We start from the raw sequence: 12992 nt of genomic DNA on the forward strand, positions 1-12992 counted from the left end.
AATCCAGACCATGGCTGTTCAGCATATGACCGACGAAACCATCGCCGAGTTCTTCGCCGACCACCTCTCGCGCGTAGATGATGACATGCAGCGCGCGGTGGCTCTCGAGGTGCTCGAGTGGGTCCACGAAAAGTATCCTGAACTGGGCGTTCGAATCGCCTGGAGCCAGCCGATGTTCACCCTTGATGGCACGTTCATTATCGGCTTCTCCTACGCCAAGAAGCACATGGCGATTGCCCCGGAGCGCGCAGGTATTGAAAAGTTCGCCGACGAGTTCGATGCCCGCGGCCTCTCCTACGGCAAAATGATGGTCCGCTTCCCCTGGCCAAAGGACGGCAAGGCCGAGTCCATGCCGCTGGACCTGCTTGCCAAGATGATCGAGTTCAACATGGAGGACAAGCGTGGCATGACCACGTTTTGGCGGTAGGCCAGACTCCAAACCAAACCCACCTACATCGCTAAATCCGCCAGGGCATCCTCATCAACAATGGCCGTCCACCGTCGGCCCGATTCGATGATGCCCTCGCACTTCCGCTTACTCATCACTCGCGAGACCAACGTCCCAGCACTTGCGACTGCCAATACCGGTATTGCAATGGGTGCGGCCGGTACGAGCGTGGCAATTGAAACGGCCGACGCATCCGACGACTTGTGGCCACGCTATTCACCTATCGATGCGCTGTAGCGTGTCCACAAGTGAATAGCGCATCGACAAGTGAGAGAGCCGGGCCCACAGCGTGCGCATAAGTGCCGAAAAACCATCGATAAGTCAGGAGAATCCATCGATAAGTGAGAGAAATACATCGACAAGTCCCCGAAACCTGGCCATAAGTGCCGGACAGGGTTAAGGGAGGGTTAAAGGACAAGCCAACAACCTCAGCTCAGCATCCGCCTCTGCTTCAACCCAAGCCCCACTCCAACCGCCACCGCAAACAAAAAATCCTCGGAAGCTTTTACACTTCCGAGGATCTTCGCTGTGGGCGAAGGGGGACTTGAACCCCCACGTCCGTAAAGGACACTGGCACCTGAAGCCAGCGCGTCTGCCATTCCGCCACTCGCCCGTGGGAACGAATAGAACTATAACACCCCGCGCTAATACACCACCAAATCCCCAGGCCAGCGCGCGTTTTTCACCACTTTTCACCACTTTTAAAACGTCTTTTTCGCACTTAGCAACAGCCACTTATTTCACAAGCGTCGTCACTATTTGATAAACCTCAGCAGTTCCTAGCCCTTAACTGAAGGTGTAGGGCTCTATACTGTTGCTAAAGTATCGATAATTTTTATGCACATTTTTCACGTAACCCGCCGCGGTTTGGCGGGAGAAGGCGAATTTCTTTAGTCAGATGGATTTCCTAGGACGCATCCGCAAGCTCGATAGCTCGCTTCAGCGCGGGCTCGACAACAGCTTTGCGCGCGTGTTCGGCGGCAAGGTTGTCCCGAATGAGTTAGAAGAATGCCTGAAGCAGGAAATTGAAGATTTCCTGATGCAGGACGCCAACGGTCAGTACTTGGCACCCAATGATTTCCGCATTGGCATCAGCGCCGCCGATTACAAAAACCTCTCCGCATCAGAGCCCAACCTGCCGAATCAATTGGCTGACCGCATGACGCGCTACTGCCGTAACAACGGCTGGGGTTTCACCGGTACCATCAGCGTCCACCTGCAGGCAGTGGAGTCGCTCCACACCGGTCAGCTGAAGACGGCCAGCACTTTCACCGAGGACACTGTAAGCACTTCGGAGTTCGTTCCATTCGACGACAGCGCTGATGATGCCAACACTGACGCAGCCCCGTCGCAAAGCGATGATGAACCTCAAGCCGCCGAGACCTCTGCCGCCTACCACCCACAGCCGGAAGCTGAGCAGTTCCCCACCGCTTCCCGTCCCGCGCCTACCGCCGACCCGGAAGCGGCAACTGAGCTGAGCAACTCGGCCGTGGACGAAGACCAGTCCCAGGAAAAGACCATCACCCTGCTGTTGCAGGACGGCTCCTCGCGCGTATTCGAGGTGCGCCATGGTTCGAACATCATCGGCCGCGGCACCGCTTCCGACTTCCGCCTTCCGGACACTGGTGTTTCCCGCCAGCATGCCGAAATCACGTGGGATGGCCAGGATGCGGTGCTCGTCGATTTGCATTCGACCAACGGAACCATTGTCAATGGCGAACCCATTGATAACTGGCTGCTGGCCGACGGCGACGAGATCTCGCTTGGACATTCTGTTCTCGAAGTTCAGATCCGCTAGTTAAATCCGCTGATTTAGATCCGCTAAGTAGTGAGGTTCACTAGATTCAAATGCCACTACCCTAGGTTTGCCGACACATTCCTGGAATAATTACGTCCGTGTGTTCGGTTGCGGACCCACCAGCTCTATATAAGGAGGTTCCTCGGACGTGGAAGCTATCGTTTTTCTGCTTTCGCGCATCGGCGTGCTGGTCGTCCTGTGGTTTTTCATTTGGATGACGCTTCGCACCCTGCGTACAGAAACAATAGGTTCGGCTCCGCTGCGCCCGCTTCGGCAAACCAGCAGCGCTCCGGCCAAGCGTTTCCAGCGCTCGCAGACTCCACATCAGCTCCTTGTCACCTCCGGGCCGCTGGCGGGTTCGCGCATGAACCTAAACAACCAACGCGACATCACTATCGGCCGTTCAGAGTCGAATGCCTTCGTCCTCAACGATGATTTCGCCTCGGGCCAGCACGCTCGCGTCATCAACCGCGACGGCATCTGGTACCTGGAGGATCTGGACTCCCGCAATGGCACATTCCTCAATGGTCAGCGCGTGGAACAGCCGGAACGACTGGCTTCGGGTATGGAATTTCGTATTGGCCGTACAACTTTGAGGTTGCAACCATGAGTCTTGCTCTGAATTACACGGCCCGCTCTGACCGCGGCCTCATCCGACAGAACAACGAGGACTCCGCCTATGCGGGTTCGCGTCTGCTCGCGCTTGCCGACGGCATGGGTGGCCACGCCGCCGGGGAAATCGCATCCCAGCTGATGATTGCGGCTGTCTCTCGGCTGGACAATGATCAGCCCGGCCCCGATTTGCTCGAGTCCCTGCGCAGCGCCTGCATAGAGGGCAATAATTCCATTGCGGATGAAATTGAGCAGAACCCCTCTACGCAAGGCATGGGCACTACGCTGACTGCTCTGCTTTTCGACGGCACCCGCCTGGGCATGTGCCATGTCGGTGACTCGCGTGGCTATCTGCTGCGCGACGGGGAGCTCATCCGCATTACCCGGGATGACACTTATGTGCAGTCGCTGGTGGACGAGGGCAATCTCACCGAAGAAGAGGCGGCAATTCACCCTCAGCGCTCACTGATTTTGAAGGCTCTCACCGGTCGCCCGGTGGAGCCTACTTTGTCTTATCGCGATGTCCACGAGGGCGATCGCTACCTGCTGTGCTCGGATGGCCTGTCCGATCCGGTGTCCGCGGACACCATCAAGGATGTGCTCTCGGAGGGGACTCCGGACGAGGCCGCTACCAAGCTCATTGACTACGCGTTGAAGTCCGGTGGTCCGGACAACATCACCGTGGTGGTTGCCGATGTTGTCGATTCGTCGGCACGCACGCCTTACGAGCCCGCCCTGGCCGGTGCCCTGCAGAGTGCGGAGGAGGAACTCCCCCGCCCCAATACTGCAGCGGGTCGCGCGGCGGCACTCCGCCCGCGGAAGTCGCAGGAAATTGCAGTGACTTCGGCGCCGGAGAAGAAGGCTTCCAAGGGCAAGTGGCTAGTTGTTTCTGTGGTGCTGGTGCTGGTGGCCGGTTTGGTCGGCCTTGGTATTTGGGGCTGGCAGAAGAAGGAGTCGATGTACCATCTCGCGGTGGTTGACGGGCAGGTGCAGTTGATGCATGGCGTGCCCGGTAGTTTGCTGGGCTTCGATCTGCAAGAGCCGCATCAGTTCATCTGTTTGACCGATGACAACAAAGTTCAGCTGCCTCCGGCTGGGACGCCGAAGGAGAAGGTCGACTGCCACATCATGACGCCGGAAGATCTCTCGCCGGCGGCACGCAATTCGCTGGAAGGTCTGCCGGCTGATTCCTACGACGGTGTCAGCGACCAGATTGGCCGTTTGGCGGAGTCGGCACTGCCGGTATGTCTGTCCGTGTCCGACGACGACAAGGACGCAACTTCCGCCGACAAGAAGGATGAAAAGCTGGGTTCGAAGCCAGGAGTCAACTGTAGGCAGGTGCGAAAATGAGTGAAACTACCGCGAAGCGACAGCTTCGGATGAAGGAAATGCTCCTGCTGCTGCTGTCGGCAGGATTGTTGCTTTTGGCACTTATTTCGCTGGAACTGGCTCAGGGCAACTCTCTGACCGCCGATGTCTTTTACATCATTGGCGGATTCTTTGTAATCTTTGCAGTGGCGCATATCGCACTGACCTTTGTGGCGCCCAACGCCGATCAGGTGATGCTGCCGGTTGCAGCCACTCTCAATGCCTTGGGGTTGGTGATGATTCACCGCCTCGACCTGGCCAATGACACCTCGTTAGTGCGCAACCAGATCATGTGGACCGTGCTCAGTGTCGCACTGTTTATCGGCGTGATCGTCCTGCTGCGCAACCATCACTCACTGTCGCAGTACTCGTATCTGCTGGGTCTCGGCGGCTTGATTCTGTTGGCGCTGCCGCTGGTGTGGCCGTCGTCGATTAATGCTGATGCCCGCATCTGGATTTCCATCGGCCCGTTTTCCATGCAGCCTGGTGAGTTTGCCAAGGTCATGTTGCTGATCTTCTTCGCACAGCTGCTGGTGAATAAGCGCTCGCTGTTCAATGTGGCGGGTAAGCGTTTCCTGGGCATTGATTTCCCGCGTGTTCGCGATCTGGGCCCGATTCTGCTGATCTGGGGCATCGCTACTGTCATCATGGCTCTGCAGAATGACTTTGGTCCGGCGCTGGTGCTCTTCGGCACTGTGCTGGCAATGCTCTACGCTGCCACCGGTCGTGGTTCCTGGCTCATCATCGGCATGGGGCTGGTGACCATCGGTGTTGTCGGTGTCTACATGGTTTCGGACAAGATTCAGGCGCGAGTCACGCATTTCCTGGATCCGTTGGGTTCCTACGACGAGGGTGGCTACCAGCTCTCCCAGGGGCTGTTCGGCATGAGCTGGGGTGGCATCGGTGGCACCGGTCTGGGTCAGGGCTACCCACAGAACATTCCGGTGGCACACTCTGACTTCATCCTCTCCGCCTTTGGCGAGGAGCTCGGTTTTACCGGTCTGAGTGCCATCATCCTGCTGTTCGCGATTCTGATTTCGCGCGGTATTTCGGCGAGCTTGGCGGTACGTGATTCCTTCGGCAAGCTGCTGGCGGCCGGCATCGCATTCTCGATGGCCATTCAGCTGTTCGTGGTTGCAGCCGGTGTTTCCAAGCTGATGCCACTAACCGGTCTGACTACACCGTTCATGTCAGCCGGTGGTTCCTCACTGCTGGCCAGCTACATCATGTTGGCCATCGTGCTGCGCGTCTCTGACGAGGCCAACCGCCCCTGGGGCATTCCAAGCACCCCTTCTGGCCTCAACGACAATGCCAACGCAGCTCAGGGGGTGAACCAGTAGATGAATAAGACCATTCGCCAAATCTTTGTTGTCGTACTCGGGCTCTTCGTTCTTCTACTGGCGAACCTGACCTACATCCAGGGCTTCCAGCAGGATAAGTACGCCCACAATCCGCTGAATAGCCGCCAGTTCCTGGAGGAAAAGTCCAAACCTCGCGGCCAGATCACCACTGACGGCGACATTCTGGCCCACTCGGTCAAGGGCGAGAACGGCTTCTATGACCGCAGCTACGACACCGACCCGGAGGCATATGCCGCGGTGGTCGGATACCTGTCGGACATCTACGGCTCCGCCGGTATCGAACGCTCTCAAAACGGAATCTTGAACGGCAGCGACCCTTCGCTGTTTACTTCCCGCGCCCTCGACATGGTCACGGGCAAGGAACCTTCTGGGGCTTCCGCAGAGCTGACGCTGTTGCCGAACGCTCAGCGGACTGCGTACCAACAACTCGCTGAACGCGGCTACGTCGGCTCCGCCGTCGCCATTCGCCCATCGACGGGTGAAATTCTCGCGATGGCCTCCACACCGTCGTTCAACCCGAATGACATCGCGGCCGGCGACGAGAGTACCTGGCAGTCCCTCAATAACAATGAGGGCGCACCGCTGCTCAACCACGCCACTCAGCGTCCGCTGCCGCCGGGTTCCACTTTCAAGGTGTTGACCACGGTCACGGCACTGGAGCAAGGCGCCTCCCCGGACACCTCGGTCACTGGCGCACCGCAGATTACGCTGCCGGATACCACCACCACGTTGGAAAACTACGGTGGCTCGACCTGTGGCGGGGCTACTACGACTCTCCGCCAGGCTTTCGCACAGTCCTGTAATACGGCGTTCGCGGAGCTCGGTATGCAGTACGGGGCCGATGCGCTCAAGGACGTCGCCAAGCGATTCGGCATCGGTGAGACCCACGACGACGCGGGCCTGCCGATTCAGCCCTCCACCGTCGGTGAGATTCCGGATCAGTCCTCGCTGGGGCAAACCTCCATTGGTCAGCGCGACGTGTCCTTTACACCACTGGACAACGCCATCATCGCCGCCACGATTGCCAACGGCGGCGTGCGCATGGAACCCCAGATCATCAAATCGGTGCGCGGTGCCGACCTCTCCGAGATCAAGTCCTTCAAGCCGATTGAAGCCGACGAGGCGATTTCGCCGGAGATCGCAGAAACCGTAACTGAGCTGATGCGCGGTTCAGAGTCACATTCGGGCGGTAACGGTTCGCGTATCGCCTCCAAGACCGGTACCGCGGAACACGGTGCTGTCCGCGGCGAGTACGCGCCGCACGTTTGGTACATCGCCTTCGCTCCGGACTCCGATGTCGCCGTGGCCGTCGTCGTGGAAAACGGTGGCGGTCAAGGCCAGGGCGCTACCGGCGCCTCCGTTGCTGCCCCGATTGGCCGTGCGCTCATTGACGCGGTCGAACAGGCGGGTTGATAAGCATGGATGCCCACCAAGTTCAAGACATCGTCGGCGACCGCTATCACGTCCGCCGTCTGCTCGGCCGTGGCGGTATGTCCACCGTCTGGCTTGCCGACGACGCCACCAGCGGCGAACTAGTTGCGATCAAACTTCTGAATCAGGAGTACTCGGACAACTACGAGTTCCGGCAGCGCTTCCAGAACGAAGCCGCTGCTGCACGCAGCGTCAACAGCCCAAACGTGGTGAAGATTGTCACGTACGAGGAAGGCGATATCGGCAGCCACGGCGCGTGTTACATCGTCATGGAGTACATCCGTGGCGAATCTCTGTCGCAGGTGCTGCAGCGACGTCGCACCCTGCCAGAGCACCTGATGCTCGACGTGCTGGAGCAGACTGCGCACGGCCTGTCGGCAATTCACGCTGCGAACCTTGTCCACCGCGACATTAAGCCGGGCAACCTGCTGGTGACGCCGGAGGGCACCGTGAAGATTACCGACTTTGGCATTGCCAAGGCCGCCGAAGCGGTGCCTCTGACGCGTACCGGCATGGTCGTCGGTACCGCGCAGTATGTCTCACCGGAGCAGGCGCAGGGCAAACAGGTAAGTCCGGCGACTGACATTTACTCGCTTGGCTGTGTCGCCTACGAAATGGTGGCCGGCGCCCGCCCCTTCCAGGGCGACTCCACCGTCGCGGTTGCCGTGGCACACATCAACGAGGCACCGCCTGCGTTGGCGCCGACGGTCAATCCGCATATCCGCGAACTTATCGGCATTATGCTGCGCAAGGATCCGCAGCGTCGCTATGCCGATGGCCGCGAGCTGGCACAGGCTGTTTTGCGAGTGCGCGCGGGGCACCGCCCACCGCAGCCGCGTGGTGTGACCCCAACGGTGCACCGTCAATCCAACGCTGCCAACCCGGCGACCACCGAACTCGGTGCCATGACGCGACCGCCCATGCCGGTGTCGCAACCACAGCAGCAGCCACAGCGGCCACCGCAGCAACCCACTCGGCAGCGAAAGCCGGCAAAGAAGCGCAGCGGCTGCGGTTGTGGCTGCGGCAGCATTGTGCTGTTGGTACTGCTAGTGTTACTGGCCGGTGCTATCGCTGTTGTCTATTCGCTGTCGACAACCGGTTCACTGCCAACCATTCCAAACTTGGAGCAGTACATTCCGAACCAGTCACAGCAGCAAACCACGGAAGAAAACTCTGACTCCAGCAACGGTTCCGGTTGGTCGGACGACAATTCCGGTAACTGGGGAAATAACGACGGTGGCAGCTACGGCGACAACTCTGGTGAAAACTACGGTGGCAACAATGATGGTGCTTCTGACAGCTCCACTGAACAGGACACCAGCGAGACCGCCCCGGATACCTCCGAACCGACTCAGGATTCGGGCAACGACAATAGCGACGACTCCACTGGCGGTGGTCTGCCCGGCATTCAACTGCCCCCGGAAAATGGGTCCGGTAATACCTTGGGGACTCCAGATGCACAGTAATATTCAGGTACAAGATGTTTTGGTGGAAATCCTTCCGAAGGGACTGACGAACAATGTCTGGCAATGACGATCTCCTCTCCGGCCGTTATCGGCTCGGCGAGCTCATTGGCGTTGGCGGCATGTCCGATGTTTACCGAGCTGAAGATACTGTTCTCGGTCGCTCTGTCGCGGTCAAGATGATGAGGGCCGACCTTGCCAGGGATGAGAACTTCCTCGCAAGGTTCCGTCGTGAAGCGAAAAACTCAGCACTACTGAATCACCCGTCTATCGTGTCGGTGTACGACACCGGCGAGACGGATAGCCCGATGGGGCGTGTGCCTTTCATTGTCATGGAGCTGATTCAGGGTGAGACGCTGCGTGACCTTGTTCGTCGTGAGGGGCGGCTCGACCCGAAGAAAGCCACGTCGATAATGGCATCGGTGTGTGACGCACTGACGGCATCCCACCATGCCGGCATCATTCACCGTGACATCAAGCCGGCGAACATCATGCTGACCAACACCGGCAAGGTGAAGGTGATGGACTTCGGCATCGCTCGCGCGCTCGGTGATTCCACCACGATGACGCAGACTGCGGCCGTGCTGGGTACCGCGCAGTACCTTTCGCCGGAGCAGGCGCGCGGTAAGACCGCCGATGCACGTTCTGATATTTACGCTGTCGGTTGCGTACTTTTCGAGGCTGTCACGGGCGCCCCGCCATTCACCGGTGAAACCCCTCTTTCTGTCGCTTACCAGCATGTTCAGGATCAGCCGCCGCGCCCTTCGGGGAAGCTCAACACCGACCCGAACACGGCTCAGGGCCTCGACGCGGTGCTGTTGACCGCGATGGCCAAGGATCCGATGGAGCGCTACGACACCGCAGAGGACTTCGCCCAGGATTTGCGTCGTCTTGCACGCGGCGAGGATCCGTTGGCGCTGGCGCACCACGGCGCGCATGACGACGACGCGAAGACCACCGAATTCCTTCCGGCAGCTCCGTCGGATGCTGAGACTCGGGTGACCCCTGCACAGCAGGCAACTCCGGCCCCTGTCCCTGCTCCCGCTCCTGAACCGAAGGAAGCAGCGGACCAGTCGGAGGCCCCTGCTCAGATCGCTAACACTGACGAGCCCGAGAAAAAGAAAGGCGGCGCAGGAAAGACTGTCGCGCTGGTGGCTGCTGCAATGGTGGCTCTCGGCGGTGTCGGCTACGGCGCCTACCAGCTCTTCAACTCGTCCACCGAGGTCGAGACCGTTGCCATTCCGCAGGTCGAGGGTCTAAATGTCAATGAGGCAACGCAGGTTCTCGAGGAGGCTGGTTTTGTAGTCAACCGCGTCGATGAGCCGAACCCAGATGTCCCCCGAGACACGGTGATCGCCACGGAACCGGGTGTCGGATCGGGGTTGCCGCAGGGATCTCGCATCAAGCTGCGCGTATCTTCGGGCCCGGAGTTGACCAATGTGCCGGATGTGCGCGACAAACAGGCCGAGGAAGCTCGCCGCCTGCTCGAGGAGGCGGGGCTTGTCGTCAATCCAAAGCTGCAAGAGGAACCGAATGAGGACGTTCCGCGCGGCAACGTTATCGAGCAGTCTCCAGCTGCCGGTTCTCAGGTATCGAAGGGAACCCGCGTAACCTTGACTGTCTCCTCCGGTATCGAGACCAAGACTGTTCCGGATGTCACTGGTCAGACTTTGGATTCCGCCCGCACGACCCTCGAATCCGCTGGTTTCGTTGTCGAAGTGGTAGAGGTGGACTCCGCTGAGAAGCAGGGAACCGTCATTGAGGTTCCGCAGAAGGGCTCGGAGCTCACTGTCGGTACGACGGTTGAGCTGCACGTTTCGCGTGGTAACCAAATTAAGATGCCACGGGTTGAGGGACAGACCCTCAGTGATGCGGAGAAGGCACTCGCCGATGCCGGATTCGAGGGAACTATCCGCACCGAGGAAGTCACCACGCTGGATCTGTCCAAGGTCGACCACGTGGAGAAGGCCAATCCGTCGGCCGGGTCTAAGCTGAACAAGGACGGCGAGGTCACCCTGCGTGTCTACCGGCTTGGGGTTGCTCCGGAGGGTTCTGAGGACGAGCCTGCGCCGGAACCTCCCCTAAGGCTGCCGGATTTGCTGCCTAACTAACGGCTAGTGTGCCAGCACATCTGAGAAGGCGCGCTGGTACACGGCCTGCTGTTCCTCCAACTCCGCCAGGAGTTCCTCGGAGTACTCGCCACCGGCCAGGCGCAGCCAGTTGACGAGCATGCGGTGCCCGTACTGGGTGAGCACCGACTCCGGGTGGTACTGCACGCCGTGAATCGGCAGGTCGCGGTGGCGCATCGCCATCAGCATGCCCGAATCGGTGAATGCCGTGGCAATGAGTTCCTCCGGCAGTGTCTTCGGATCGACCGTCAACGAGTGGTAGCGCGTGGCAATAAAAGGACTGGGCACATCGGCCAGCACACCCGTGCCGTCGTGTGTGACCGGGGAAGTCTTGCCGTGCAACAGCTCGTCGGCACGCACGACCTGCGCACCAAAGACCTCACCAATCGCCTGATGACCCAAGCACACACCCAACACCGGTGTCGGATCGTCCTGCCTGCTCACCGCGCGAATAATGTCCTCTGTCCATCCAGCATTGGACGGCTCACCGGGACCGGGCGACAGTAGGATTGCATCAAATTGCTTTACGACGTCGTCAACATCGCGGAGACGCGCATCATCATTGCGCCAGACAGTCACCGTTTCGCCGAGCTGGCCTATGTACTGGACCAGATTGAATACGAAGCTGTCATAGTTATCGACGACGAGAATCTGCATAACTGGGAATTCTACTGCCTGCGAACTTCACTGGTAAGTTCGGATGCAAAGTTTACAATTATGCATATACCGCGGGAGTGTAGATACCGCGCTGATCGCAACCTGCTGACCACAACCTAAGGAGTTTAAAGCGCTATGCCTAAGGCAAAGATTGAAAGCACTAATTCACCACAATCCGGTGGCTCCTCCGTCAGCCGTACCCCGGTCAAGATCAACAGCACTCAGACACCGGTGTGGTACAAGGTGCTGATGTTCGGGTTCATGCTGATTGGTTTGGGCTGGCTGCTGGTCAACTACATCGCGGGTCCGCATATTCCGTTCATGGTGACTTTGAACGCATGGAACTACGTCATCGGCTTTGGTCTTTTCATTGTTGGTCTGCTGATGACTATGGGTTGGCGTTAGTCAGCTCTAATACACCGCACTCCTCAGGCGCATCCACTTTTGGATGCGCCTTTTTCATACCTAAAAACCCAGGTCAATTCACCCCCGTCAATACACCCGTTTCCCACACCTTTTTCGGAGAATGGGGATTTCCCTCCTATTGATCGCGCAAAAAAGTTATCCACAGAAACCTGTGTAACAATCATGTAATTTGTGGATAACTGTGGAGAGATTTCGTCCCAAAATTCTCACGGGTTACATGACAGAAACCGTAAAGCATGACAACTTTGGCTCTATCCCCTGTGTCCACAGTATCCACAGCCTGTGGATAATTCTGTGAACAAGTAACATAGTTGCAAGTCAACTTGTATGTAATTCCAATATTCTGCGGAGTTCGACCACTTTCGAACGCTGGTTCGTAAATTACAAGAATGGAATTATCCACACATGTGCACAAGTCTGTGGACAACTGTGGATTCTTGTAATTTGTGAAAATTGGGACCCGTAACGTGCTTCTTGGTCCATGTTCACCTAGGTGAACAGTGGAGTATTTTGTCCACAGGACTGTGGACATGTGGAGAATCAACCCAATTTGCTACTACCCCCGCTACCCCTAAACACAACATTGAAGTTACGGGCCGTCGTAAAGCGAAAATGGGCATGAAAAAACCCGCCCGGAACAACCGGACGGGTTAAAGAGCGTAGAAGCTAGCGGATTACTTCTCGATGTCGATGGAGGTAATCACGACCGGCTCCAGCGGGCGATCCCAGTGATCGGTAGCCACACGAGCGATCTCGTCGACGACCTTCTTCGAGGCGTCATCAACGACCTCACCGAAGATGGTGTGAGCGCCATTGAGGTGCGGGGTCGGAACCACGGTGATGAAGAACTGGGAACCGTTGGTGCCGCGGCCGCCACACTTGCCGGCGTTTGCCATAGCGAGCAGGTACGGACGATCGAACTGGAGCTCCGGGTGGATCTCATCGTCGAACATGTAGCCCGGGCCGCCGGTACCGGTGCCCAGCGGGTCACCACCCTGAATCATGAATCCGGCGATGATGCGGTGGAAAATGGCCTCATCGTAGAACGGGCCGGACTCGGTGCCAGAGGCGTTCTGACCCTTGTACTCCTTCGTGCCCTCTGCCAGGCCGATGAAGTTGTCGACAGTGTTCGGCGCGTGGTTGCCGAACAGGTCAATCACGATATCGCCATGGTTGGTGTGCACAGTTGCAGTAGCAGTCTTAATAGTCACGTTCCTTAGGATACCGACCTTGGTGGCCAATTGCTCTTACTGGTGAGTTTCTCCGTGGCAGAAACCAGCGAAAATGTTTTTCAAGATA

12 protein-coding genes and 1 tRNA gene are annotated in these 12992 nt (G+C 58.2%); 10 read left to right on the forward strand and 3 right to left on the reverse strand.

Annotated features, from left to right (window positions below):
• The first annotated feature begins 10 nt into the window (after positions 1-10).
• Together I6J19_RS02835 and I6J19_RS02840 are read left to right on the forward strand one after the other, a co-directional pair.
• Positions 11-427, forward strand: coding sequence for an iron chaperone (locus tag I6J19_RS02835; protein WP_038627139.1), 417 nt, complete (start codon positions 11-13; stop codon positions 425-427).
• Positions 428-487: 60 nt separating this feature from the next.
• Positions 488-685, forward strand: coding sequence for a hypothetical protein (locus tag I6J19_RS02840; protein WP_038627137.1), 198 nt, complete (start codon positions 488-490; stop codon positions 683-685).
• Positions 686-977: 292 nt separating this feature from the next.
• On the opposite strand, the gene I6J19_RS02845 is transcribed toward I6J19_RS02840, so the two are convergent.
• A tRNA-Leu gene (locus I6J19_RS02845) sits at positions 978-1061 on the reverse strand.
• Between the two features lie 285 nt (positions 1062-1346).
• Here I6J19_RS02845 and I6J19_RS02850 point away from each other — a divergent pair.
• The 7 genes from I6J19_RS02850 to pknB all read left to right on the forward strand — a co-directional run bounded on the left by I6J19_RS02850 (position 1347) and on the right by pknB (position 10592).
• Entirely contained in the window at positions 1347-2246 is a 900-nt protein-coding gene (locus I6J19_RS02850) for a DUF3662 and FHA domain-containing protein (RefSeq protein ID WP_038627135.1), read from the forward strand.
• Between the two features lie 148 nt (positions 2247-2394).
• Positions 2395-2856, forward strand: a complete 462-nt coding sequence (locus I6J19_RS02855) for an FHA domain-containing protein FhaB/FipA (protein ID WP_038627132.1) — start codon at positions 2395-2397, stop codon at positions 2854-2856.
• Complete coding sequence (locus tag I6J19_RS02860) at positions 2853-4208, forward strand: PP2C family protein-serine/threonine phosphatase (protein ID WP_038627130.1); 1356 nt, start codon at positions 2853-2855, stop codon at positions 4206-4208. The genes I6J19_RS02855 and I6J19_RS02860 overlap by 4 nt, the downstream gene beginning before the upstream one ends.
• Complete coding sequence (locus tag I6J19_RS02865) at positions 4205-5566, forward strand: FtsW/RodA/SpoVE family cell cycle protein (protein ID WP_065422994.1); 1362 nt, start codon at positions 4205-4207, stop codon at positions 5564-5566. The genes I6J19_RS02860 and I6J19_RS02865 overlap by 4 nt, the downstream gene beginning before the upstream one ends.
• The gene (locus tag I6J19_RS02870) at positions 5567-7000 is read left to right on the forward strand and encodes a penicillin-binding transpeptidase domain-containing protein (protein WP_038627126.1); all 1434 of its coding nucleotides are present in this window, start codon (positions 5567-5569) and stop codon (positions 6998-7000) included.
• Positions 7001-7005: 5 nt separating this feature from the next.
• Positions 7006-8484, forward strand: a complete 1479-nt coding sequence (locus I6J19_RS02875) for a serine/threonine-protein kinase (RefSeq protein WP_038627124.1) — start codon at positions 7006-7008, stop codon at positions 8482-8484.
• A gap of 53 nt (positions 8485-8537) precedes the next feature.
• On the forward strand, positions 8538-10592 hold the full coding sequence (pknB, locus tag I6J19_RS02880; protein ID WP_049181928.1) for a Stk1 family PASTA domain-containing Ser/Thr kinase: 2055 nt from the start codon (positions 8538-8540) through the stop codon (positions 10590-10592).
• Between the two features lie 3 nt (positions 10593-10595).
• Here pknB and I6J19_RS02885 read toward each other — a convergent pair whose 3' ends face one another.
• On the reverse strand, positions 10596-11267 hold the full coding sequence (locus tag I6J19_RS02885) for an aminodeoxychorismate/anthranilate synthase component II (protein WP_038627121.1): 672 nt from the start codon (positions 11265-11267) through the stop codon (positions 10596-10598).
• 135 nt (positions 11268-11402) lie between these two features.
• Between I6J19_RS02885 and crgA the strand changes: the two genes are divergently transcribed.
• Positions 11403-11672, forward strand: a complete 270-nt coding sequence (gene crgA, locus I6J19_RS02890; RefSeq protein ID WP_005511903.1) for a cell division protein CrgA — start codon at positions 11403-11405, stop codon at positions 11670-11672.
• A 695-nt stretch (positions 11673-12367) separates the two neighbouring features.
• On the opposite strand, the gene I6J19_RS02895 is transcribed toward crgA, so the two are convergent.
• Complete coding sequence (locus I6J19_RS02895) at positions 12368-12904, reverse strand: peptidylprolyl isomerase (RefSeq protein ID WP_370643299.1); 537 nt, start codon at positions 12902-12904, stop codon at positions 12368-12370.
• Between the last annotated feature and the right edge of the window lie 88 nt (positions 12905-12992).

Source organism: Corynebacterium amycolatum (assembly GCF_016889425.1).
GTDB lineage: Bacteria > Actinomycetota > Actinomycetes > Mycobacteriales > Mycobacteriaceae > Corynebacterium > Corynebacterium amycolatum.